24 protein-coding genes are annotated in these 21,479 nt (G+C 62.7%); 18 read left to right on the forward strand and 6 right to left on the reverse strand.

Going from position 1 to position 21,479, the window contains the following annotated elements; translation table 11 throughout:
• Positions 1–178 precede the first annotated feature (178 nt).
• Positions 179–1,684, forward strand: a complete 1,506-nt coding sequence (locus NFX52_RS14345) for an aminotransferase-like domain-containing protein (RefSeq protein ID WP_055403079.1) — start codon at positions 179–181, stop codon at positions 1,682–1,684.
• Positions 1,685–1,769: 85 nt separating this feature from the next.
• On the opposite strand, the gene rpmG is transcribed toward NFX52_RS14345, so the two are convergent.
• The 3 genes from rpmG to trxB all read right to left on the reverse strand — a co-directional run bounded on the left by rpmG (position 1,770) and on the right by trxB (position 3,325).
• The gene (rpmG, locus tag NFX52_RS14350; RefSeq protein ID WP_008904999.1) at positions 1,770–1,940 is read right to left on the reverse strand and encodes a 50S ribosomal protein L33; all 171 of its coding nucleotides are present in this window, start codon (positions 1,938–1,940) and stop codon (positions 1,770–1,772) included.
• Positions 1,941–1,951: 11 nt separating this feature from the next.
• Positions 1,952–2,185, reverse strand: coding sequence for a 50S ribosomal protein L28 (rpmB, locus tag NFX52_RS14355; protein ID WP_007859763.1), 234 nt, complete (start codon positions 2,183–2,185; stop codon positions 1,952–1,954).
• Between the two features lie 186 nt (positions 2,186–2,371).
• Positions 2,372–3,325: a thioredoxin-disulfide reductase gene (gene trxB / locus NFX52_RS14360; RefSeq protein ID WP_055403077.1), complete on the reverse strand. Its 954-nt coding sequence runs from the start codon at positions 3,323–3,325 to the stop codon at positions 2,372–2,374.
• Between the two features lie 191 nt (positions 3,326–3,516).
• On the opposite strand from trxB, the gene NFX52_RS14365 reads away from it, so the two are divergent.
• The 11 genes from NFX52_RS14365 to NFX52_RS14415 all read left to right on the forward strand — a co-directional run bounded on the left by NFX52_RS14365 (position 3,517) and on the right by NFX52_RS14415 (position 15,010).
• On the forward strand, positions 3,517–4,194 hold the full coding sequence (locus NFX52_RS14365) for a Crp/Fnr family transcriptional regulator (RefSeq protein ID WP_055403075.1): 678 nt from the start codon (positions 3,517–3,519) through the stop codon (positions 4,192–4,194).
• Between the two features lie 69 nt (positions 4,195–4,263).
• Entirely contained in the window at positions 4,264–6,600 is a 2,337-nt protein-coding gene (locus NFX52_RS14370; RefSeq protein WP_055403073.1) for a DNA translocase FtsK, read from the forward strand.
• 44 nt (positions 6,601–6,644) lie between these two features.
• Entirely contained in the window at positions 6,645–7,277 is a 633-nt protein-coding gene (gene lolA, locus NFX52_RS14375; RefSeq protein WP_055403072.1) for an outer membrane lipoprotein periplasmic chaperone LolA, read from the forward strand.
• Between the two features lie 96 nt (positions 7,278–7,373).
• On the forward strand, positions 7,374–8,723 hold the full coding sequence (locus NFX52_RS14380; protein WP_055403070.1) for a replication-associated recombination protein A: 1,350 nt from the start codon (positions 7,374–7,376) through the stop codon (positions 8,721–8,723).
• A 313-nt stretch (positions 8,724–9,036) separates the two neighbouring features.
• The gene (locus NFX52_RS14385; RefSeq protein WP_055403068.1) at positions 9,037–9,966 is read left to right on the forward strand and encodes a branched-chain amino acid ABC transporter permease; all 930 of its coding nucleotides are present in this window, start codon (positions 9,037–9,039) and stop codon (positions 9,964–9,966) included.
• Between the two features lie 13 nt (positions 9,967–9,979).
• Positions 9,980–11,056 carry an ABC transporter permease subunit gene (locus tag NFX52_RS14390; protein WP_055403066.1) on the forward strand — a complete coding sequence of 359 codons (1,077 nt, stop codon included), beginning with the start codon at positions 9,980–9,982 and terminating at the stop codon, positions 11,054–11,056.
• Positions 11,057–11,076: 20 nt separating this feature from the next.
• The gene (locus NFX52_RS14395) at positions 11,077–11,871 is read left to right on the forward strand and encodes an ABC transporter ATP-binding protein (protein ID WP_055403064.1); all 795 of its coding nucleotides are present in this window, start codon (positions 11,077–11,079) and stop codon (positions 11,869–11,871) included.
• Positions 11,872–11,873: 2 nt separating this feature from the next.
• Complete coding sequence (locus NFX52_RS14400) at positions 11,874–12,602, forward strand: ABC transporter ATP-binding protein (protein WP_055403062.1); 729 nt, start codon at positions 11,874–11,876, stop codon at positions 12,600–12,602.
• Between the two features lie 163 nt (positions 12,603–12,765).
• Complete coding sequence (locus tag NFX52_RS14405; protein WP_492759472.1) at positions 12,766–13,185, forward strand: DMT family protein; 420 nt, start codon at positions 12,766–12,768, stop codon at positions 13,183–13,185.
• Between the two features lie 148 nt (positions 13,186–13,333).
• A complete protein-coding gene (locus tag NFX52_RS14410; RefSeq protein WP_055403060.1) occupies positions 13,334–13,981 on the forward strand; it encodes a DUF47 domain-containing protein in 648 nt (215 codons plus the stop codon).
• An 18-nt stretch (positions 13,982–13,999) separates the two neighbouring features.
• Entirely contained in the window at positions 14,000–15,010 is a 1,011-nt protein-coding gene (locus tag NFX52_RS14415) for an inorganic phosphate transporter (protein ID WP_055403058.1), read from the forward strand.
• Positions 15,011–15,123: 113 nt separating this feature from the next.
• Here the strand turns inward: NFX52_RS14415 and NFX52_RS14420 are convergent, their stop codons facing one another.
• Positions 15,124–15,570: a TM2 domain-containing protein gene (locus tag NFX52_RS14420; protein WP_055403056.1), complete on the reverse strand. Its 447-nt coding sequence runs from the start codon at positions 15,568–15,570 to the stop codon at positions 15,124–15,126.
• Positions 15,571–15,676: 106 nt separating this feature from the next.
• Positions 15,677–16,198 carry a GNAT family N-acetyltransferase gene (locus NFX52_RS14425; protein ID WP_055403054.1) on the reverse strand — a complete coding sequence of 174 codons (522 nt, stop codon included), beginning with the start codon at positions 16,196–16,198 and terminating at the stop codon, positions 15,677–15,679.
• 147 nt (positions 16,199–16,345) lie between these two features.
• On the opposite strand from NFX52_RS14425, the gene rpsP reads away from it, so the two are divergent.
• The 6 genes from rpsP (at position 16,346) to NFX52_RS14455 (ending at position 20,395) form a co-directional block, all read left to right on the forward strand.
• Positions 16,346–16,597 carry a 30S ribosomal protein S16 gene (gene rpsP / locus NFX52_RS14430; RefSeq protein ID WP_008904984.1) on the forward strand — a complete coding sequence of 84 codons (252 nt, stop codon included), beginning with the start codon at positions 16,346–16,348 and terminating at the stop codon, positions 16,595–16,597.
• Between the two features lie 75 nt (positions 16,598–16,672).
• The gene (gene rimM / locus NFX52_RS14435) at positions 16,673–17,242 is read left to right on the forward strand and encodes a ribosome maturation factor RimM (protein ID WP_055403096.1); all 570 of its coding nucleotides are present in this window, start codon (positions 16,673–16,675) and stop codon (positions 17,240–17,242) included.
• A gap of 29 nt (positions 17,243–17,271) precedes the next feature.
• Positions 17,272–18,030 carry a tRNA (guanosine(37)-N1)-methyltransferase TrmD gene (gene trmD / locus NFX52_RS14440; RefSeq protein WP_055403052.1) on the forward strand — a complete coding sequence of 253 codons (759 nt, stop codon included), beginning with the start codon at positions 17,272–17,274 and terminating at the stop codon, positions 18,028–18,030.
• Positions 18,031–18,158: 128 nt separating this feature from the next.
• Positions 18,159–18,548, forward strand: a complete 390-nt coding sequence (gene rplS / locus NFX52_RS14445; protein ID WP_055403050.1) for a 50S ribosomal protein L19 — start codon at positions 18,159–18,161, stop codon at positions 18,546–18,548.
• A gap of 83 nt (positions 18,549–18,631) precedes the next feature.
• Positions 18,632–19,351 (forward strand): CoA pyrophosphatase, encoded by a 720-nt coding sequence (locus NFX52_RS14450; RefSeq protein WP_055403048.1) that lies wholly within the window; start codon positions 18,632–18,634, stop codon positions 19,349–19,351.
• A 57-nt stretch (positions 19,352–19,408) separates the two neighbouring features.
• Positions 19,409–20,395: a CobD/CbiB family protein gene (locus NFX52_RS14455; RefSeq protein WP_055403047.1), complete on the forward strand. Its 987-nt coding sequence runs from the start codon at positions 19,409–19,411 to the stop codon at positions 20,393–20,395.
• A 122-nt stretch (positions 20,396–20,517) separates the two neighbouring features.
• Here NFX52_RS14455 and rsgA read toward each other — a convergent pair whose 3' ends face one another.
• Positions 20,518–21,462 carry a ribosome small subunit-dependent GTPase A gene (gene rsgA / locus NFX52_RS14460; RefSeq protein ID WP_055403045.1) on the reverse strand — a complete coding sequence of 315 codons (945 nt, stop codon included), beginning with the start codon at positions 21,460–21,462 and terminating at the stop codon, positions 20,518–20,520.
• Positions 21,463–21,479: the final 17 nt, after the last annotated feature.

Here is a 21,479-nt window from a genome sequence, read left to right on the forward strand (position 1 = left end):
AAGGGTGGAAATCGGGCCTCAAGGCCCTGCGAACGGCCCAAATGGGCGGCGCAAGAGGCCACAAAATCCAAAAAATGGCGTCTTCCGCGTTCGCGCGGGAAATTTCGAGGGCTTGTTCAGCGTAGCCCTAGGCTTCTGAGCCTGCGCCACGGCTCGGCAGCAGTACCCCTTACCCGCCATGTCACATTCCTCCGATTCGCGGGATGCCCCGCTCTACCGCCAACTCGCAGCTTTGTACGAACAGGCCATAGCCGCTGGCAGCCTGACGCCTGGCATGCGCATGCCGTCGGTGCGGGAGCTGTGCCAGCGGCACCAAGTGAGCCTGACCACCGCGCTGCAAGTGTTGCGGCATCTCGAATCCCTGGGCTGCGTGGAGGCGCGCGAGCGGGTGGGCTACTTTGTGCGGGAGCCGGGCGATGTGGCGTTGCCCCGGGCGCGCGAGCCCGAGTTGCACGAGCCGCTGGCCCACGACCCGCGGGTGTTTGCGGGCATCAACGAGCGCATTTCCGGTTTTCTCGAAAAGGCCCGCCGCGCAGGCCCGCTGCCGCTGGACTTGGGCAGCGCCATGCCCGCGCCAAGCCTGTTTGATGCGGCAGCGCTCAACCGCCTGGCCCACGGCCTGTTGCGCGAGCAACCCGACGTCCTGGTGTACGGCCCGTCCGCGCCCACCACCCACCCCGAATTCCAGCAGGCCATGGCCCGGCATGCGCTCACCTTCGGCGTGTGTGTCGCGCCGGCCGATATTGGCGCAACGCTCGGCAACTCCGAAGCCGTGAACCTTGCGCTGGATGCAGTGGCCGAGCCGGGGGATGTGATTGCCGTGGAATCGCCCACCTTCTTTGGCATCCTGCAGGCCATCGAGGTGCGCGGGCTGCGCGCGCTGGAGATCCCCTGCAGCCCGCACACCGGCATGTCGCTCGAAGCCCTGGAGCTGGCTGCGCGCAACGAACCGCGGCTCAAGGGGGTCGTGGTGGTGCCCCACCTGCAGATGCCGCAGGGAAGCGTGATGCCCGATGTGCACAAGGAGCGACTGGTGGCTCTGTGCGTGGAGCATGGTTTAGCCCTCATTGAGGACGACATCTACCGGGAGTTCGTGGAGTCGCCGCACGTGCTGCGGCCCGCCAAGGCCTGGGACCGGCAGGGCGATGCCGGGCAGGTGATCTATTGCGCATCGCTCAGCAAGAGCTTTGCACCCGGCTTGCGCCAGGGCTGGATGAGCGCGGGGCGCTGGCAGGCCCGTGTGCAGATGATCAAGTTCGCTCGCACGCGCAACATGCAGACCTGGTCGCAGCTGCTGGCGGCGCGCAGTGTGGACTCTCCGGCCTACGAGCGCCACATGCGCCGCATGCGGGCGCAGCTGCGCATCCAGCGAGAACAGGCGGCGAGGGCCGTGGCGCGCTACTTTCCCATGGGCACACGCCTGAGCCTGCCGCCGGGTGGCCTGAGCCTGTGGCTGGAGCTGCCGGTCGGTATCTCTTCCACGCGCCTGTACGACGAGGCGCTGCAAAACGGTATCCGTGTGGCCCCGGGCCCCATGTTCTCCAACACCGGGCGGTATGAGCACTTCTTGCGGCTGAGCTGTGGGATGCCGTTCACGGCCGAAGTGGAGGCGGGCTACCGCACGCTGGGCGCCTTGCTGGCTGCGCAGATGGCCGAGTTGCCTGTGCCGCGCAAGGTTGCTTGAGTAAAGAGTCTGGGTGAAAGGTCTGCGCAGCAGGCATAAAAAAACCGCCCTGGAAGGACGGTTTTTTTAGGGGAAACAGGCCGAATTACTTCAGCTTCATTTCCTTGTATTCCACATGCTTGCGAGCTTTTGGATCAAATTTCATGATCAGCATTTTCTCGGGCATGGTCTTCTTGTTCTTGGTCGTGGTGTAGAAGTGGCCGGTACCCGCAGTGGATTCCAGCTTGATCTTGTCGCGTCCGCCTTTGCTTGCCATGGTGCTTCTCCTTAAGCCTGACCACGTGCGCGCAGGTCTGCGAGCACCGAGTCGATACCGTTCTTGTCGATCAAACGCAGGGCAGCGCTCGAAACGCGCAGGCGAACCCAGCGATTTTCGGTCTCGACCCAGAAACGGCGGTATTGCAGGTTCGGCAGGAACCGGCGCTTGGTTTTGTTGTTGGCGTGGGAAACGTTGTTCCCGACCATGGGCTTCTTGCCCGTTACGTCGCAGACGCGTGCCATGAGGACACTCCGATACTTTTTAACGGCCGTTCGCTGGGCCCTGGGCTTGTTTGCCCAGGTTGGCTTGCGGCCTCACCTCGCCAGAAAGGGTGGCGGTAACCCGATTGATTTGCCTGTTTCGGAGGACCGCAAAAACGGGCCGAATTCAGCAAAGCCGCGGATTATAGCCTGCTGCCCAGTTTTTAATCAAGACTCTTGTTCCAGGAAGCGCTGGGCGTCCAGTGCCGCCATGCAGCCCGTGCCCGCGCTGGTGATCGCTTGGCGGTACACATGGTCCTGCACATCGCCTGCGGCAAACACGCCGGGCACGCTGGTCTGGGTGGCAAAACCCTTGAGGCCGCCCTGGGTGATGATGTAACCGTTCTCCATCTCCAGCTGGCCCTGGAAGATCTCGGTGTTGGGCGCATGGCCGATGGCGATGAAGCAGCCCTGCAGCTTGATGTCTTCCGTGCTTCCGTCCTTGGTGCTCTTGATGCGGATGCCCGTCACGCCCGTGTTGTCGCCCAGCACTTCGTCGAGCGTGTGAAACAGCTTGAGCTCGATCTTGCCGGCCGCGACCTTTTCGTTGAGCTTGTCCACCAGGATGGGCTCGGCCTTGAACTTGTCGCGTCGGTGCACCAGGGTGACCTTGCGGGCGATGTTCGACAGGTACAGCGCTTCTTCTACCGCCGTGTTGCCGCCGCCGACCACACACACATCCTGTTCGCGGTAGAAGAACCCGTCGCAGGTCGCGCATCCAGACACGCCCTTGCCCATGAAGGCCTCTTCCGAAGGCAGGCCCAGGTACTTGGCCGATGCGCCAGTGGCCAGAATCAGCGCGTCACAGGTGTAGGTGCCGCTGTCGCCAGTCAGCGTGAACGGGCGCTGGCTGAAATCGACCTTGTTGATGTGGTCAAAGATGATCTGGGTCTTGAAGCGCTCGGCGTGCTCCAGAAAGCGCTGCATCAGCTCCGGCCCCTGCACGCCATGCACGTCGGCCGGCCAGTTGTCCACCTCGGTCGTGGTCATCAGCTGGCCACCTTGGGCCATGCCGGTGATGAGCACCGGGTTCAGGTTGGCGCGGGCGGCATAAACCGCTGCGGTGTAGCCCGCAGGGCCAGAGCCAAGGATCAGAACTTTCGCGTGTTGGGTGGTGGACATGGTAAAAGCCTGTGTTTTGCGCCTGCTACATGCGGCGCTGTTGGGGAAGCTGGGGGTTGAACTGGCAAGTATCAACCGTGCACCGCTCACGCGAGCGGTCCCTTTTTCAATCACGGCGATTGTAAGAACCCATTGATACCCCTTGCACAACCCGTGCGGCTCCGGTTGGGTCGCTCTAGAGAGGAGTTTTCATGTCGACGATGTTGTCCAACCTGGACCTGCTGCGCCGGGTGCCCTTGTTTTCGCTGCTCACGGTGGCCCAGGCCGAGGTGATCAGTGGTGCGGTGATCAAGCGCCGCTTCAAGCGTGGCGAGGCGCTGGTGGAGCAGGGGCAAAAATCCAATGCCCTGTTCATTCTGCTCACGGGGCGCGCCCGCGTGATGACATCGGACAGCCGGGGGCGTGAGGTGATTTTGGCCACCCTCGCGCAGGGCGACTACCTCGGCGAGATGAGCATCATCGACAACGAACCCCACTCGGCCACGGTGCGTGCCGAGGTGCAGACCGATGTGCTCATGCTCGGGCGCGCAGAGTTCGCGCGTTGCCTCACAGAGAACGCCTCCATGTCGCTGGTGGTGATGCGGGGGCTGGTCAAGCGCCTGCGCCATGCCGACCGCAAGATTGAGTCACTGGCGTTGCTGGATGTGTATGGGCGTGTGGCCCATGCCCTGCTGGACTTTGCGGTGCCCGACGCTCAGGGCCAGTTGGTGATCAAAGACAAAATCTCCCGGCAGGACCTGGCCAAGATGGTGGGCGCCTCCCGCGAGATGGTCAGCCGTGTGATGAAAGACCTGGAGGAGCGTGGCTTCATCGAGGCATTGCCCAGCGGCGCGACGCTGCTTAAGGACCGATTGAACGCACTGGGTTGAACGCCGGGGCGGCTGAAGCCCAAGCGCCAATCCCTTGCGATGCATGGGGTAAGCTCGCCCGGCACGCTTATGACCTATTCCCTCAATACCCTGAATGCATCGGCTGCGGCGAAGTCGCCGCCGCGTACGGGCGCTGCCCGTTTTGGCCATGAAATTGGCCTGATGGTGGGGCTGCTGGCCCTGATTTTCTGGTTGCTGGCCCTGCTGAGCTATTCCGCGCAGGATGCCGCATGGTCCACCTCGGGCGCCCGGGGTGGGCGTTTGGTCGCCAACTGGGCAGGTCGGTTTGGCGCGTGGCTGGCCGATGGCAGTTACTTTGCACTGGGTTTTTCGGTGTGGTGGTGTGTGGCGGCCGGTGTGCGGGCCTGGTTGTCGTCGCTGGCGCGGTGGATGCGTGGCGGCGAATCGGCCCCGGGCGCGGTAAGCCCGATGCGCAGGCGGGCACTGTTCTGGGTGGGGCTGGTGGTGCTGATGTGTGCAAGCACTGCGCTGGAGTGGTCGCGCCTCTACCGGTTTGAAGCGTTCCTGCCGGGGCATGCTGGTGGCGTGCTGGGCTACATCACGGGGCCTGCCAGTGTGAAGTGGCTGGGTTTTACGGGCTCGGGCCTGCTGGCGATTGTGCTGGCCGTGCTGGGGGCGGCGCTTGTGTTCCGTTTTTCCTGGGGCCACGTCGCGGAATTTGTGGGAGGGCGCATCGACGCATTGGTGCAGTCGCGCCTGGCCAAGCGCGAAGTGGCCAAGGATGTGGCTGTGGGCCGAAAGGCCGCGCGTGAGCGTGAAGTGGTGGTGCTGGAGGAGCGGACCGAGAGCGAGGTGCACCACCCCCAACCGATCCAGATCATCGAACCTGTGCTGGTAGACGTGCCGCAAAGCACCCGCGTGGTGAAGGAGCGCCAGAAGCCGCTGTTCACCGAGATGCCCGACAGCAAGCTGCCACTGGTGGACCTGCTCGATGGCCCGTTGCAGCGCCAGGAAACCGTGGCGCCCGAGACGCTGGAGATGACCAGCCGCCTCATCGAGAAAAAGCTCAAGGACTTCGGCGTGGAAGTGCGTGTGGTCGCGGCCATGCCCGGACCGGTTATCACGCGCTACGAAATCGAGCCCGCCACCGGCGTGAAGGGCTCGCAGATTGTGGGCCTGGCCAAGGACCTGGCGCGTTCGCTGAGCCTGGTGTCGATTCGCGTGGTGGAGACCATCCCCGGCAAGAACTTCATGGCGCTGGAGCTGCCCAACGCCAAGCGGCAGTCCATCCGTCTGTCCGAAATCCTGGGCTCGCAGGTCTACCACGAGGCCAAGAGCATGCTCACCATGGGTCTGGGCAAGGACATCGTGGGCAACCCGGTGGTGGCAGACCTTGCCAAGATGCCGCACGTGCTGGTGGCTGGTACCACGGGCTCAGGCAAGTCGGTGGGGATCAACGCGATGATCCTTTCGCTCTTGTACAAGGCCGAGGCGCGCGATGTGCGCCTCTTGATGATCGACCCCAAGATGCTGGAAATGTCGGTGTACGAAGGCATCCCGCACCTGTTGGCGCCCGTGGTCACCGACATGAAGCAGGCTGCCCACGGCCTGAACTGGTGCGTGGCCGAGATGGAGCGGCGCTACAAGCTTATGTCCAAGCTGGGTGTGCGCAACCTGGCGGGCTACAACGTCAAGATCGATGAAGCCAAGGCGCGCGAAGAGTTCATCTACAACCCCTTCAGCCTGACGCCCGAAGAGCCCGAACCGCTGCAGCGCCTGCCGCACATCGTGGTCATCATCGACGAGCTGGCGGACCTGATGATGGTGGTGGGCAAGAAGATCGAAGAGCTGATCGCCCGCCTAGCGCAGAAGGCGCGCGCTGCGGGCATCCACCTGATCCTGGCCACGCAGCGCCCCAGTGTGGATGTGATCACCGGCCTGATCAAGGCCAACATCCCCACCCGCATCGCGTTCTCGGTGGGCTCCAAGATCGACAGCCGCACCATCCTTGACCAGATGGGCGCCGAGGCGCTGTTGGGCATGGGCGACATGCTCTACATGGCCAGCGGCACCGGCCTGCCGATCCGGGTGCATGGCGCCTTCGTGTCGGACGAAGAAGTACACCGTGTCGTCAGTTACCTCAAGGAACAAGGGGAGCCGGACTACATAGAAGGCGTGCTCGAAGGTGGAACTGTGGATGGCGAGGGTGATCTGTCAGGGGAGGGCGGTGGTGGCGAAGGGGGCGAGAAGGACCCCATGTACGACCAGGCCGTCGAAGTGGTGCTCAAAGACCGCAAGGCCAGCATCTCTTACGTGCAGCGCAAGCTGCGCATTGGCTACAACCGCTCGGCGCGGCTGCTGGAAGACATGGAGAAGGCTGGACTCGTCAGTGGCCTGACCACCAGCGGCCAGCGTGAAGTGCTGGTACCCAACCGCAGCGAATGATCGGCCGGACCACAAGGCCGGACCCTACCCCACAGGAGTTTCTGTTGAAAAAGATCGCTACTGCAATTTTGATAGCTGCTGCGGCAAGCATGGCTAGCGCTGACGGGCTGAAAAGCCTGGAATCCTTCATGAAGGGCACGCAGACGGGCAAGGCCGACTTCACCCAGACTGTGACCTCGCCCCCCAAGGACGGCCAGACCGCGCGCACCAAGACATCGAGCGGCAGCTTTGAGTTCCAGCGCCCCGGGCGCTTCAAGTTCGTCTACAAAAAACCTTTTGAGCAGACCATCGTGGCTGACGGCCAGACTTTGTGGCTGTACGACGTGGACCTGAACCAGGTCACGCAGCGCTCGCAGTCCCAGGCGCTGGGCAGCACGCCCGCTGCGCTGCTGGCGTCCGCGCCGGACCTGTCGGCGCTGAAGGCCGAGTTCACGCTGGAGGCCTCGCCGGATGCGGATGGCCTGCAGTGGGTGCTGGCCAGCCCCAGGACCAAGGACGGCCAGCTCAAGAGCGTGCGTGTGGGTTTTGCGGGCGAGCAGCTGGCGGCCCTGGACATTCTGGACAGCTTTGGCCAGCGCTCGCTGATTCGCTTTACCGGTATGCAGGCCAATGCGGCGCTGCCTGCCAGCACGTTCCAGTTCAAGCCTCCGGCAGGGGCTGATGTGGTGAAGCAGTAGTTTCTGCTCTTGAAACAATAGCTGCCAACGCATGATTTTTGGGCGCTAGAAGCCAATTTGGCTTGAAAATCGGCGTACTGTAGACAGGATACGAACATGGCAGCACGCGGTGCCTCCGCCCCTTCTCCGGCACACCCCTCCACCCACCAGCCCCTGGCTGAACGCCTGCGGCCCCGCACGCTGGGCGAGGTGATCGGGCAGCAGCATGTGCTGGGCCCGGGCATGCCGCTGCGCCTGGCCTTCGAGTCAGGCCGGCCGCACAGCTGCATCCTGTGGGGCCCACCTGGAGTGGGCAAGACCACCATTGCGCGCCTGATGGCTGATGCGTTCGATGCGCAGTTCATCAGCATCAGCGCCGTGTTGGGCGGGGTCAAGGACATTCGCGAGGCGGTGGAGCAGGCCCAGGCCGCGCGCGATGGGTTGATGCAGCAGCGCACCATCGTGTTTGTGGACGAGGTGCACCGCTTCAACAAGAGTCAGCAAGACGCGTTCTTGCCGCATGTGGAATCAGGCCTGTTTACTTTCATCGGCGCCACCACCGAGAACCCGTCGTTTGAGGTGAACTCCGCGTTGCTATCCCGCGCCGCCGTGTACGTGCTGCAGCCGCTGTCCGAACAGGATTTGAAGCAAATAGTGGCTCTGGCGCAGGCGGAGAAAGCGCTACCAGCTATCGAAGATGTAGCAATTGACCGCCTGGTGGCCTATGCCGATGGCGATGCCCGCAGATTGCTCAACACACTCGAAACCCTGGCCATGGCGGCCACGCAGGAGAAGCTGTCCGAGATCACCGACGCCTGGCTGCTCAAAGTGCTGGGCGAGCGCATGCGCCGCTATGACAAGGGCGGCGAGCAGTTCTACGACACCATCAGCGCGCTGCACAAGTCGGTGCGCGGCTCCGACCCCGATGCCGCGCTGTATTGGCTGGTGCGCATGCTCGACGGCGGTGCCGACCCGCGCTACATGGCGCGCCGCCTGGTACGCATGGCCAGCGAGGACATCGGCCTGGCCGACCCGCGTGCGCTGCGCCTGGCGCTGGACGCGACCGAAGTGTACGAGCGCCTGGGCAGCCCCGAGGGTGAGCTGGCCCTGGCCGAATGTGTGGTGTACCTGGCCGTGGCGCCCAAGTCCAACGCGGTCTACAAGGCCTACAACGCAGCCCGCGCCTGGGTGAAGCAGGACGGCACCCGCCCCGTGCCCATGCACCTGCGCAACGCACCAACACAGCTCATGAAACAGCTCGACTACGGCAAGGGCTACCGCTACGCGCACGACGAAGAGGGCGGCTTTGCCGCAGGCGAAAACTACCTGCCCGAGGGCATGCCAGCGCCCGGTTTTTACGCGCCGGTGGAGCGCGGGCTCGAAATCAAGATTGCACAGAAACTGCGTGAGCTGCGTGCGCGCAATGTTTCAGCCGATCTGGAGGACGGGTCGGACGAAAAGTCCTGAACCTCTGCCCGTGGGAGGCGTACCCCGCGTCATGCTGATTTGGCATGAAGCTGGTAATAAGTTTGCACATCAATTTTCCTGCTTGCATCATGTGAGCTTATGGATTGCGTTGCGCGCTGATGTGGCGCCAACCCGAGGGAAAACCCCGCCCGGCTTGGTGGGGGCCGCTTGTGACTACTCGCTACAATCCCGTCCACAAACCCGCACAGCTGCACTTCTGGCGGGTTTTTTGCTAGATGGCAGTCGGGCCCACAAGGCTGTACCGATTCCGGTGCCAAAGCGGTGGGTACGTTACAAACGAAGGACTTCTCTTATGGACATTTTGCTGCAACAGATCATCAACGGTCTGGTACTCGGCAGCATGTACGCCTTGATAGCCTTGGGCTACACGATGGTGTACGGCATTATTCAGCTGATCAATTTCGCCCACGGCGAAGTGCTCATGATCGGGGCTCTGACCAGTTGGAGCTGTATAGGAATGATGCAGGCTGCAATGCCTGGCGCCCCGGGCTGGCTCATCTTGCTGCTGGCCACCCTCATTGCCTGCGTGGTTGCCGCAACGCTCAATTTTGTGATCGAGAAGGTGGCCTACCGCCCTCTGCGCAACAGTCCTCGTCTCGCCCCCCTGATCACCGCCATCGGCATGTCGATCCTGCTGCAGACGCTGGCCATGATCATCTGGAAGCCCAACTACAAGCCCTATCCCACGATGTTGCCCAGCGCGCCGTTCGAGGTGGGTGGCGCTTACATCACCCCCACACAGATCCTGATCCTGGGCGTGACCGCTGTTGCCCTGGCCTCGCTGGTGTACCTGGTGAACCACACCAACCTGGGCCGCGCGATGCGCGCCACGGCTGAGAACCCCCGCGTTGCTTCCCTGATGGGCGTCAAGCCCGACATGGTGATTTCCGCCACCTTCATCATCGGCGCCATTCTGGCCGCCGTGGCCGGCATCATGTATGCCTCCAACTACGGCACGGCGCAGCACACCATGGGCTTCCTGCCGGGCCTCAAGGCCTTCACGGCGGCGGTGTTCGGCGGCATTGGCAACCTGGCCGGTGCAGTGGTGGGCGGCATTTTGCTGGGTCTCATCGAAGCCATCGGCTCGGGCTACATCGGCACGCTCACGGGCGGTCTGCTGGGCAGCCACTACACCGACATCTTTGCGTTCATCGTGCTCATCATCATCCTGACGCTGCGTCCTTCGGGCCTGCTGGGTGAGCGTGTGGCCGATCGCGCCTGAGGAGCCTCACACCATGAAGAACACCAAAACCAACTGGATCCTCGGCGCCGTCGCGCTGCTGGTGCTGCCGCTGATCCTGCAATCCTTCGGCAATGCCTGGGTGCGCATTGCCGACCTGGCCCTGCTGTATGTGCTGCTGGCCCTGGGCCTGAACATCGTGGTGGGCTACGCCGGCCTGCTGGACCTGGGCTACGTGGCGTTCTACGCCGTGGGCGCCTACCTGTTTGCCTTGATGGCCTCGCCGCACCTTGCGGACAACTTTGCGGCGTTTGCCGCCATGTTCCCCAACGGCTTGCACACCTCGCTGTGGCTTGTGATACCGGTGGCGGCATTACTGGCGGCGTTCTTCGGAGCGCTTTTGGGGGCGCCCACGCTCAAGTTGCGCGGGGACTACCTGGCCATCGTGACCTTGGGCTTCGGCGAAATCATCCGTATCTTCCTAAACAACCTGGACCACCCCGTCAACCTGACCAACGGCCCCAAGGGCCTGGGCCAGATCGACTCGGTCAAGATTTTTGGCCTGGACCTGGGCAAGCGCCTGGAGGTGTTCGGCTTTGATATCAGCTCCGTCACGCTGTACTACTACCTGTTCTTGGTTCTGGTGGTGATCTCCATCGTTATTTGCTATCGCCTGCAGGACTCACGCATCGGCCGCGCCTGGATGGCCATCCGTGAAGATGAAATCGCCGCCAAGGCGATGGGCATCAACACCCGCAACATGAAGCTGCTGGCCTTCGGCATGGGCGCTTCGTTTGGCGGCGTGTCGGGTGCGATGTTCGGTGCGTTCCAGGGCTTTGTGTCGCCCGAGTCGTTCAGCCTGATGGAGTCGGTCATGATCGTCGCCATGGTGGTGCTGGGCGGTATCGGCCACATTCCCGGCGTGATCCTGGGTGCCGTGCTGCTGTCGGCCTTGCCCGAAGTGCTGCGCTACGTGGCAGGCCCGCTGCAGGCCATGACGGACGGCCGTTTGGACTCCGCCATCCTGCGCCAGTTGCTGATCGCACTGGCCATGATCATCATCATGCTGATGCGTCCCCGTGGTCTGTGGCCAGCGCCCGACCATGGCAAGAGCCTCACGCAGAAGACCTGAACACCGCAGAAAGTTAGAACATGGCAGAGAACATTCAGAAATCAGCCAGCGACGTGGTGCTGCGGGTTGCAGGTATTTCCAAGCGTTTTGGTGGCCTGCAAGCCCTCTCCGACGTGGGCATCACCATCGAGCGTGGCCAGGTCTATGGCCTGATCGGCCCCAACGGGGCTGGCAAGACCACGTTCTTCAACGTGATCACGGGCCTGTACACCCCCGACAGCGGCACTTTTGAGCTGGCCGGCAAGCCTTACGAGCCCACGGCCGTGCATGAAGTGGCCAAGGCGGGCATTGCCCGCACCTTCCAGAACATCCGCCTGTTTGCAGAAATGACGGCGCTGGAAAACGTGATGGTGGGCCGCCACATCCGCACCAAGTCCGGCCTGCTGGGCGCGGTGCTGCGCACCAAGGGTTTCAAGGAAGAAGAGCTGGCCATTGCCAAGCGCGCGCAGGAACTGCTCGACTACGTGGGCATTGGCAAGTTCGCCGACTATAAGGCGCGTACCCTCTCCTATGGTGACCAACGCCGCCTGGAGATCGCCCGGGCCCTGGCCACCGATCCGCAACTGATTGCGCTGGACGAGCCCGCAGCCGGCATGAACGCCACCGAGAAGGTGCTGCTGCGCGAGCTGATCGACCGCATCCGCAACGACAACCGCACCATCTTGCTCATCGAGCACGACGTGAAGCTGGTGATGGGCCTGTGCGACCGCGTGACGGTGCTCGACTACGGCAAGCAGATCGCCGAAGGTACGCCTGCCACCGTGCAGAAGAACGAAAAAGTGATTGAGGCCTATCTGGGCACCGGAGGACATTGAGAATGGCCGAAAAATCCAACAAGGTACTGCTGCAGGTCAAGGGCCTGAAAGTGGCCTACGGCGGTATCCAGGCCGTGAAGGGCGTGGACTTTGAAGTGCGCGAGGGGGAATTGGTTTCGCTGATCGGCTCCAACGGCGCTGGCAAGACCACCACCATGAAGGCGATCACCGGCACCCTGGGCATGAACGATGGCGACATCCATTACCTGGGTGAAAGCATCAAGGGCAAAGGCGCCTGGGATCTGGTGAAGAAGGGGCTTGTGATGGTGCCGGAAGGCCGGGGCGTGTTCGCCCGCATGACCATCACCGAGAACCTGCAGATGGGCGCCTACACGCGCCGCGACAAGGCAGGCATCTTGGCCGACATCGAAAAGATGTTCACCATCTTCCCGCGCCTGCGCGAACGCAAGGACCAACTCGCTGGCACCATGTCGGGCGGTGAACAGCAGATGCTGGCCATGGGCCGTGCGCTGATGAGCCAGCCCAAGGTGCTGCTGCTGGACGAGCCCTCCATGGGTCTGTCGCCCATCATGGTGGACAAGATCTTTGAAGTGGTGCGCGATGTGTACGCCCTGGGCGTCACCATTTTGCTGGTGGAGCAGAACGCGAGCCGGGCGCTGGCGATTGCCGACCGTGGCTACGTGATGGAGTCCGGCCTGATCACCATGGCCGGCCCCGGCCAGGAACTCCTGAACGATCCCAAGGTGCGCGCGGCCTACCTGGGCGAATAAGGCAACACCCATGCCCGGCCCGCCCTGCGTGGGGCAGGCGCATGGTGCGTCGCACAAGGCACTGCCACACGGCGGTGCCTTTTTTTTGGCGCAGGCGTTGGCGTTTGTATGAACTGATTGCTATATTTTCTATAGCTTATGGCGGATGTGTATCAAGCGCCAGATGCCAATTTTGTTCATAATTTGCACCCACCCCGCCACCACCTGTCGCCGCATGTCGATGTCCGCTCTGCAATCCTTGCCCGTATCACTCCAGACCGTGTTGCTGCTGATTGCCAGCAACGTTTTCATGACCTTTGCCTGGTACGGGCACCTCAAGAACCTGGCCACGTCACCCTGGTACACCGCAGCGCTGGTGAGTTGGGGCATTGCATTGTTCGAGTACCTGCTGCAGGTGCCTGCCAACCGGATCGGGTTTACCCAGTTCAACGTGGGGCAGCTCAAGATCATGCAGGAGGTGATCACGCTGGCGGTGTTTGTGCCGTTCGCGGTGTTCTACATGGGCCAGCCCCTGAAGTGGGACTACCTCTGGGCAGGCCTGTGCCTGGTGGGGGCTGTGTATTTCATTTTCCGCAGTGCCTGATGAATGGTGCGTGTTGCCCGGTATCCGCGCCGGGCGCCCGTGGCTGCGGGTGAGGGCGGCCGGTTAAACTCGCCTGTCATTCAAAAGTCATGGTTTTGTCATGACTTTGTCTCATTTTCAAAAAATCGATACCGATCCAGGAGCCTCCATGCTGTTTGCCAAGCTGTTGCCACGCGAAGGCAATTTTTTCGAAATGTTCAACCAGCATGCAGACCGCATCGTCGAGGCGGCCCGGGCTTTCTCGCAACTGGTGGCCAACTACAGCGACCCGCACCTGCGCGACAAATACAACCAGGATGTGGACAACGCCGAGCGTGCTGCTGACCGCGTGACGCACGAGGTGAACAAGGCCATCCACAAGACCTTCATCACCCCTATCGACCGCGAGCAGATCCACACGCTGATCAACACCATGGACGATGTGGCCGACCTGATTCAGGACTCTGCCGAGACCATGGCGCTGTACGACGTGCGCCACATGACGGAAGAGATCACCCGCCTGACCGACCTGAGCCTCAAGTGCTGCGAACGCCTGCGTGATGCCGTCAAGTTGCTCGACAAGATCGCCGATCCGGCCGTGGCTGAAGCCGCGCTCAAGACCTGCGAAGAGATCGACAAGCTCGAATCCGACGCCGACCGCGTGATGCGCAGCGCCATGAGCAAGCTCTTCCGTGAAGAGCCCGATGTGCGCGAGGTGATCAAGCTCAAGGCCATCTACGAGCTGCTGGAAACCATCACCGACAAGTGTGAGGACGTGGCCAATTGCATCGAGGGCATCGTCCTCGAAAACTCCTGATCCGGCAGGCTGACCAGTATGGAAACCGTACAAACGGCCCTCTGGGTTGTGGTCCTGCTCGTGGCACTGGCGATCCTGTTCGATTTCATGAACGGGTTCCATGACGCTGCCAATTCGATTGCCACGGTGGTGTCCACCGGCGTGCTCAAGCCCGCACAGGCGGTGCTGTTCGCCGCGTTCTTCAACTTTGTAGCGATCTTTGTCTTCCACCTGAGCGTGGCCGCTACGGTGGGCAAGGGCATCGTGCAGCCTGGCATCGTGGACACCCATGTGGTGTTTGGTGCCTTGGTGGGCGCCATCACCTGGAACGTCATCACCTGGTACTACGGCATCCCCAGCAGCTCATCGCATGCGCTCATCGGCGGCATCGTGGGGGCGGTGATCGCCAAGGCGGGTGCCAGCGCGCTGATCTCCACCGGCATCCTCAAGACCGTGGCGTTCATCTTCGTTTCGCCCTTGCTCGGCTTCCTGCTGGGCTCTCTCATGATGGTGGCTGTGGCGCACATCTTTCGGCGAACGCGGCCAAGCCGGGTGGACAAATGGTTCCGGCGCCTGCAGCTCGTGTCCGCAGGGGCCTACAGCCTGGGTCACGGGGGCAACGATGCGCAAAAGACCATCGGCATCATCTGGCTGCTGCTGATTGCCACAGGGTATTCGTCGGCAAGCGATGCTTCGCCACCCACCTGGACGATTGTCAGCTGCTACGTGGCTATCGGCCTGGGAACCATGTTCGGCGGCTGGCGCATCGTGAAAACCATGGGCCAGAAGATCACCAAGCTCAAGCCCGTGGGCGGCTTCTGTGCCGAGACGGGCGGGGCGCTGACCCTGTTCCTGGCAACAACGCTGGGTATTCCGGTGTCCACCACCCACACCATCACAGGCGCCATCGTGGGCGTGGGCTCCACGCAGCGCGCCAGCGCAGTGCGCTGGGGCGTGGCAGGCAATATCGTCTGGGCGTGGATCTTGACCATCCCCGCCAGTGCGTTTGTGGCTGCCGTGGCGTACTGGATCAGTCTGCAGATATTCTGAATGCCCTGATTCCTGATTTGCTATTGAATGTATAGCTAATTAGGCAATATGGAAAAGCGCTAACGCCCCATTTGAATGTGGATTCAATGGGGCGTTCGCTTGGTGGGTGTCGGTCACTGCGAGATCTTGCGAGCTTCCTCGATCTGGTACTCGAAGTACCGTTGGAAGCTGAACGCGAGGCTGGCCATCAGCACCGCCGTGCCTACCAACAGCGAGACTACGATGGCGCCGATGGTGATCCATTGGGTCCTGCCCGCCGGGGCGTCGGGTGCGGCCGTGGGGTTGTAGCGCGCGTTCCACGCCTCGGGCGTCTTGAGTGCAAACAGGATGGCTTGCAAGGCGCAGCCCGCAATCGTGAAGCCCAGCAAAGGAATCAGCATCCAGCTGGTGTGGTCGTCCTGGCCGAGCTGTTGTACGCGCTGGATCCCGTAGATACCGAGGGCCGTCGGTATCGGGAGCAGCCAGCCCAGCATGTCGGTGATCCCGTGCAGGTAAAAGCGGTGAAGGCCCAGCGGCCCGCCCACGAAGGCCAGCCATGCCGCCAAAGTTTTATTTTTCATGAGGCATTATTTATCGTCGGGCCGCCCCAAGATGAACAAATGGTCTCCAAGGGGGCCGCTTCGGAGGGCTGCGCTCTGCGCTGCGGGGCGAGCATGGGGGCCGTTTTCATTCGGGCGATGTGGTGTCGCCCGCGCCCAGGGTCTTCTCCATGAGCACGATGTCGCGCCAGGCGCCGAACTTCCATCCCACCGAACGCATGACACCTACGTCGGTGAAGCCCAGCGCCCGGTGCACACCGATCGAGCCCGCGTTGGCCGAGTCGCCAATCACGGCCAGCAGCTTGCGTACCCCAGCTGCTTCGGCCTGGGCCGCCAGCTCGGTCAGCAGCTTGCGGCCCAGGCCCATGCCACGGGCGCTGTCGGCCACGTAGATCGAGTCCTCGGCAGAGAACCGGTAGGCTGGACGGGGCTTGAACCAGTTGGCATAGGCATAGCCCAGCACCTGGCCGTCCTTTTCGGCCACCAGCCAGGGCAGGCCTCGGGCCAGCACGTCGGCACGGCGGCCTGCCATGTCGGCTTCAGACGGTGGATCGATCTCAAAGGTACCTGTACCGTGAAGCACATGGTGTTGGTAAATGGCCGTGATGGCGGGAATATCGCTGTCGGTGCTGGAACGAATTTTGGGCATGGAAGAGGGAAATGGATATAATCGCGGGCTTTGCAGCGTGTCGCTGGCCGGGTGGCCATGTCGCGTGTCTCAAGCGTTGCGAATATGGTTGCGAACACAGTGGCTCAAGGCAAATGTTGCCGGAGTTCACCACCCGAAGGATAAATCATGGTCGTCATTCGACTCTCCCGCGGCGGCTCCAAGGGCCGTCCTTTCTTCAACATCGTCGTTGCTGACAAGCGCGTGCGCCGTGATGGCCGCTTCATCGAGCGCATCGGCTTCTACAACCCCACCGCCAAGGAATCCGAAGAAGGCCTGCGCATCGTGCAAGACCGTCTGACGTACTGGAAGAGCGTGGGCGCCCAGTCCTCGCCTACCGTGGACCGCCTGATCAAGCAAGCCGCCAAGAAGGCTGCTTAAAGCTCCCTGAAAAGGGCGGGTTTCGTCGGCATGCCTGGCGAAACCCGCCCTTTTCCTATTCTGGAATCCCCCGCCATGGCCACCAACCTGACCCTCGAACCCGCAGAGCTGCCCACAGACGCCGTTGAAGTGGGGCGCATTGCCGATGCCTGGGGTGTCAAGGGCTGGTTCAAGGTGCTGTCGCACAGCAGCAGCCCTGAGGCGCTGTTTTCATCCAAACGCTGGTACCTGCAGCCTTCCGAACGCGGCGCCAAGACCTTTGCGGGCACTGTGTTGTTGTCCATCCGCCAGGCCAAGGACCATTCGGACACCGTGGTTGCCTGGGCGCAGGGCATTGATGACCGCGATGCCGCCGAAGCCTTGCGCGGCGCGCGCATCTTTGTGCCGCGCTCCAGCTTTCCGTCCACCACGGAGGGCGAGTACTACTGGATCGATCTGATCGGTCTTGCGGTCGTCAACCGCGAAGGTGTGGCGCTGGGGCAGGTGCAGGAATTGATGTCCACCGGTCCGCAGACGGTGCTGGTGTTGACTTATGAGCAGGACGGCAAGGCACAGGAGCGGATGATCCCTTTTGTCTCGGCCTTCATTGACAACGTGGACCTGGCCGAAAAGCGCATCACGGTGGACTGGCAGCCGGACTACTGATCGGAACTCCCGCCCTGGCGCCGCCCACCATGCGCTTTGACATCATCACCCTGTTCCCCGAGCTGTTTGCGCCGTTCCTGGCCAGCGGCGTGACCCGCCGCGCGTATGCCGGCGGCCAGGTCGATGTACGCCTGTGGAACCCGCGCGATTACGCCGATGGCAACTACCGTCGTGTTGATGATCGGCCCTTTGGCGGCGGGCCGGGCATGGTGATGATGGCTGAGCCCCTCGCCCGGTGTCTTGCAGCTATCCGGGTGGAGCGTGGTGAGGCCGAGAGTAGTGAGGCGCCGCTGGTCCTTTTTTCGCCCATTGGCGAAACGCTGAACCACGCTGCCGTGGAGCGCTGGTCTGCAAGTACGGGTGCAATCCTGCTGTGCGGGCGCTATGAAGGCATTGACCAGCGCTTCATCGATACCCATGTCGATCTGCAGATGAGTCTGGGCGACTTTGTGTTGTCGGGTGGCGAAATCGCCGCCATGGCCCTGCTGGACGCTGTGGCGCGCTTGCAGCCCGGTGTGCTCAATGATGAGGGCAGCCACCAGCTCGACAGCTTCAACCCGGCGCTCGATGGCCTGCTCGATTGCCCGCACTACACGCGCCCTGAAGAATGGGCAGGGCAGCAGGTGCCTGCCGCGCTGATGTCTGGCCACCATGCGCAGATCGAGCGCTGGCGGCGCGACCAGCGCCTGGCCACCACGGCCCGGCACAGGCCCGATCTCATCGAGGCGGCGCGCAAAGCAGGGCATCTGGCCGCTGCGGATGAAGCAGTATTGGCCAAGCTCAGCTGAATTGCTATAATCAAAGGCTTTTCGATCCTCTGGCCGGCCGTTTTGACAGGGAGTTCTCCCGCAAAACACTGAGACGTCAATCCCGACGCAGCCATTTTTGGCGCGGACAAGATCGTTGGATATCAAACATGAACCTGATTCAGACCCTGGAAGCGGAAGAAATCGCCCGCTTGAACAAGACCATCCCCGAATTCGCCCCTGGTGACACCGTCATCGTGAGCGTGAATGTGGTGGAAGGTACCCGTAAGCGCGTGCAGGCCTACGAAGGTGTGGTGATTGCCAAGCGCAATCGCGGCCTGAACAGCGGCTTCACCGTGCGCAAGATCTCCAGCGGCGAAGGCGTGGAGCGTACGTTCCAGACCTACAGCCCCCTGATCGCCAGCATTGAAGTCAAGCGCCGTGGTGATGTGCGCCGTGCCAAGCTGTACTACCTGCGTGACCGCAGCGGCAAGTCGGCACGTATCAAGGAAAAGCTGCCTTCGCGTGTCAACAAGGCTGCAGCCGCCACCGCCGCATAAGGCGCAGGCTCGACCTCACAAGCCGCTACAGCGTCTGCCTGTAGCGGCTTTTTGTTTTTTGGCTTGTTCACCTCCCCCTTCTTGTGGACCCTTCTTCCAGTCCTGCTGTCTCGTCGGTGATCGCTCCTTTGTCGAGCCTGCCCGACTTTGACCCCCGCCTTGTTCCGGTGGTGGGGGTGGATGCGCACCTGCCTGCGGTGCCGGTTCAGGCGCAGACCGCTGAAGCGCTGCGGGCGCGTTTTGCGCACCCGCCGCAGTGGGAGCCTGAGGTGCTGCTGGAAAAGAAGTTCATGAACCGCGAGCCCGCCCGTGCGTCGGTGCTGATTGCCATCGTGCTGCGCGAACAGCCCATGGTGCTGTTGACCGAACGCACGGCCCACCTGTCCACCCATTCGGGGCAGGTGGCCTTCCCCGGTGGGCGGGCAGACGCGGGAGATGCAACGCCTGCCGACACGGCCTTGCGCGAGGCGCAGGAAGAGGTGGGGCTTGCTCGGGATTTTGTCGAAGTGCTCGGCACGTTGCCAATCTATGTCACCGGCTCATCGTTCATCATCACGCCCGTGGTGGCGCTGGTGCAGCCGGACTGCGTGCTCCAACCCAATCCGTATGAAGTGGCCGACCTTTTCGAGGTGCCGCTCGATTTTCTGCTCAATCCCGCCAACCACCGGCGCCATGTGTTCGACCGTGATGGCGTACACCGGGAGTGGTTCTCGATGCCCTACCAGGACGGCGGCAAGAACCATTACATCTGGGGTGCGACAGCAGGCATGCTGCGCAACTTCTACCGTTTCATGCAGGCGTAAACCGGGTCCGCGTGCGATAGGGTGCATCGGGGCAAAGCACCAGTATCATTGCCCCCCATGAGTTTCTTCGCCATCCTGTTCGCTCTGCTGATCGAGCAGGCCCGCCCGCTGGCACGCAGCAATCCCATTCATGCAGGTCTGCGAGCGTGGGCGCTGTCCGTGAGCCGCAATTTTGATGCGGGCAAGCCGCACCACGGCTGGGTGGCCTGGAGCCTTGCGGTGCTGGTTCCCGCCCTGGTGACCCTGGCCATTCACTGGCTGTTGCTTTGGGGGCTGGGGTGGCCCTTTGCGGTGCTGTGGAGTGTGGCAGTGCTGTACATCACGCTCGGGTTTCGGCAGTTCAGCCACCACTTCACGGGCATCCGCGACGCGTTGGAGGAGGGCGATGAAGATGCTGCCCGCGAGCGCCTGGCCCACTGGCAGCAGGTGGATGTAGGGGCGCTGCCGCGTAGCGAGATCGTGCGCCATGTGATCGAGTATTCAGTGTTGGCGGCCCACCGGCATGTGTTCGGCGTGTTGGCATGGTTCTCCGTGCTGGCTGCCCTGGGCCTGGGGCCGACCGGGGCTGTTCTGTACCGGTTGGCTGAGTTTGTATCGCGCTATTGGCATTACAAGCAGCGCACGGGCGCCCAGCCTGCCAGCGCCTCCCTGCAGCAGGCCTCTGCGCAGGCGTGGACCGCCATCGACTGGCTTCCGGCCCGGCTCACCGCACTGAGCTTTGCGGTGGTGGGCAGCTTTGAAGAGGCGATCGAGGGCTGGCGGTTTCACGCACAGCGTTTCCCCAATGACAACGACGGCGTGGTGCTGGCCGCCACGGCAGGTGCCATCAATGTACGCCTGGGGGGCGAGGCACTGAAGGCGCGCACTGAATTGCACGCGCCACAGGGCCTGGAGATCGACGCTGACATGGGTGACAGCGATTCCACCCCCGGCCGCGAGCCCGAGGTGGGCCACCTGCGCAGCGTTGTGGGGTTGGTGTGGCGCTCGGTGGTGGTGTGGATGCTGCTGCTGGCGTTGCTTACGCTGGCGCGTTTGCTGGGGTAGCTGGCAAGCCCTCTGAACCGCAGTGCGGCTGCCCTCGGAGGAGGGGCGCACCCTCACCCATGCAAGCCAGTTCCACGGGTGCGCTGGTTTCTGTCGCGCCAGGAGTGAAGGCCGCGCCCGGCTCAGTACCGGGTGTGGCGCAGTTCTTCAAATAGATCGCTATAAATTTTATAGCGTGTTGCGCTTATGCCGCCTGCGCTGGGGCCCAGTTTGACTGCATCCAGCACGCCACAGCCCGGCTCGTGCAGGTGCGTGCAGTTGTAGAACTTGCAGGCTGTCGCATGTGCTGCAATGTCGGGCATGCAGGCCGCCAGTTGCATGGGGGCAATGTGGTGCAGCCCAAACTCCTGAAAGCCTGGTGAATCGATGAGCGCGGTGGTACGGGCCTTGTCCATCCAGTACCAGTGCGTGCTGGTGGTGGTGTGTTTGCCCGAGTTCAGCGCCTGCGAGATTTCACCGGTGAGCACGGAAGCGCCTGGCACCAGCAGATTGATGAGGGTGCTCTTGCCGGACCCTGAAGGGCCCAGCACCAGCGTGGTCTTGCCCTGCAGATGTTCCATCAGCAGCGCGCGGTCCACGTCGCTGGAGAGCGCCAGCGACAGCGGCAGCACGCCATAGTGCTTGCCGGCGCCCATGTGCCGGTAGGGCAGCAAGCGCTCCCAGGCGCGGGCGAAAGGTTCGACCAGATCGCTCTTGTTGAGTGCAATGATGGGCTTGATGCCCTCGGCCTCGGCGGCAATCAGGGCGCGGGCTAGCTGGCTTTCCGAAAACACCGGCTCTGCCGCGATCAGGATGAGCACTTGGTCGAGGTTGGCGGCAAACGACTTGGTGCGGATCTCGTCCTGTCGGTAAAAGAGGTTGCGCCGTTCCTTGACCTTTTCGATGGTGCCCTCTTCGCCCTGGCCGGGCGGGGGCGCCTGCCACAGCACATGGTCGCCTACCACTGCCTGGCTCTTTTTGCCGCGTGGGTGGCAGATGCGGCGTTCGCCGTCGGGTGTCTCCACCATGCAGTGGCGCCCATGGCTGGCGACCACGGTGCCGTCCATGAGCGCGCTGCGTTCAGCCATGGGAGCCTGTGGTGCGC

Source organism: Acidovorax facilis (genome assembly GCF_023913775.1).
GTDB classification, from domain to species: Bacteria; Pseudomonadota; Gammaproteobacteria; order Burkholderiales; family Burkholderiaceae_C; genus Acidovorax; species Acidovorax facilis.

Bases quoted from the DNA above. Each gene is read 5' to 3' on its own strand.
- NFX52_RS14345 (WP_055403079.1), top strand. From the start codon at position 179: ATGTCACATTCCTCCGATTCGCGGGATGCCCCGCTCTACCGCCAACTC.
- rpmG (WP_008904999.1), bottom strand. From the start codon at position 1,940: ATGGCAAGCAAAGGCGGACGCGACAAGATCAAGCTGGAATCCACTGCG.
- rpmB (WP_007859763.1), bottom strand. From the start codon at position 2,185: ATGGCACGCGTCTGCGACGTAACGGGCAAGAAGCCCATGGTCGGGAAC.
- trxB (WP_055403077.1), bottom strand. From the start codon at position 3,325: ATGTCCACCACCCAACACGCGAAAGTTCTGATCCTTGGCTCTGGCCCT.
- NFX52_RS14365 (WP_055403075.1), top strand. From the start codon at position 3,517: ATGTCGACGATGTTGTCCAACCTGGACCTGCTGCGCCGGGTGCCCTTG.
- NFX52_RS14370 (WP_055403073.1), top strand. From the start codon at position 4,264: ATGACCTATTCCCTCAATACCCTGAATGCATCGGCTGCGGCGAAGTCG.
- NFX52_RS14380 (WP_055403070.1), top strand. From the start codon at position 7,374: ATGGCAGCACGCGGTGCCTCCGCCCCTTCTCCGGCACACCCCTCCACC.
- NFX52_RS14385 (WP_055403068.1), top strand. From the start codon at position 9,037: ATGGACATTTTGCTGCAACAGATCATCAACGGTCTGGTACTCGGCAGC.
- NFX52_RS14390 (WP_055403066.1), top strand. From the start codon at position 9,980: ATGAAGAACACCAAAACCAACTGGATCCTCGGCGCCGTCGCGCTGCTG.
- NFX52_RS14395 (WP_055403064.1), top strand. From the start codon at position 11,077: ATGGCAGAGAACATTCAGAAATCAGCCAGCGACGTGGTGCTGCGGGTT.
- NFX52_RS14400 (WP_055403062.1), top strand. From the start codon at position 11,874: ATGGCCGAAAAATCCAACAAGGTACTGCTGCAGGTCAAGGGCCTGAAA.
- NFX52_RS14405 (WP_492759472.1), top strand. From the start codon at position 12,766: ATGCCAATTTTGTTCATAATTTGCACCCACCCCGCCACCACCTGTCGC.
- NFX52_RS14410 (WP_055403060.1), top strand. From the start codon at position 13,334: ATGCTGTTTGCCAAGCTGTTGCCACGCGAAGGCAATTTTTTCGAAATG.
- NFX52_RS14415 (WP_055403058.1), top strand. From the start codon at position 14,000: ATGGAAACCGTACAAACGGCCCTCTGGGTTGTGGTCCTGCTCGTGGCA.
- NFX52_RS14420 (WP_055403056.1), bottom strand. From the start codon at position 15,570: ATGAAAAATAAAACTTTGGCGGCATGGCTGGCCTTCGTGGGCGGGCCG.
- NFX52_RS14425 (WP_055403054.1), bottom strand. From the start codon at position 16,198: ATGCCCAAAATTCGTTCCAGCACCGACAGCGATATTCCCGCCATCACG.
- rpsP (WP_008904984.1), top strand. From the start codon at position 16,346: ATGGTCGTCATTCGACTCTCCCGCGGCGGCTCCAAGGGCCGTCCTTTC.
- rimM (WP_055403096.1), top strand. From the start codon at position 16,673: ATGGCCACCAACCTGACCCTCGAACCCGCAGAGCTGCCCACAGACGCC.
- trmD (WP_055403052.1), top strand. From the start codon at position 17,272: ATGCGCTTTGACATCATCACCCTGTTCCCCGAGCTGTTTGCGCCGTTC.
- rplS (WP_055403050.1), top strand. From the start codon at position 18,159: ATGAACCTGATTCAGACCCTGGAAGCGGAAGAAATCGCCCGCTTGAAC.
- NFX52_RS14455 (WP_055403047.1), top strand. From the start codon at position 19,409: ATGAGTTTCTTCGCCATCCTGTTCGCTCTGCTGATCGAGCAGGCCCGC.
- rsgA (WP_055403045.1), bottom strand. From the start codon at position 21,462: ATGGCTGAACGCAGCGCGCTCATGGACGGCACCGTGGTCGCCAGCCAT.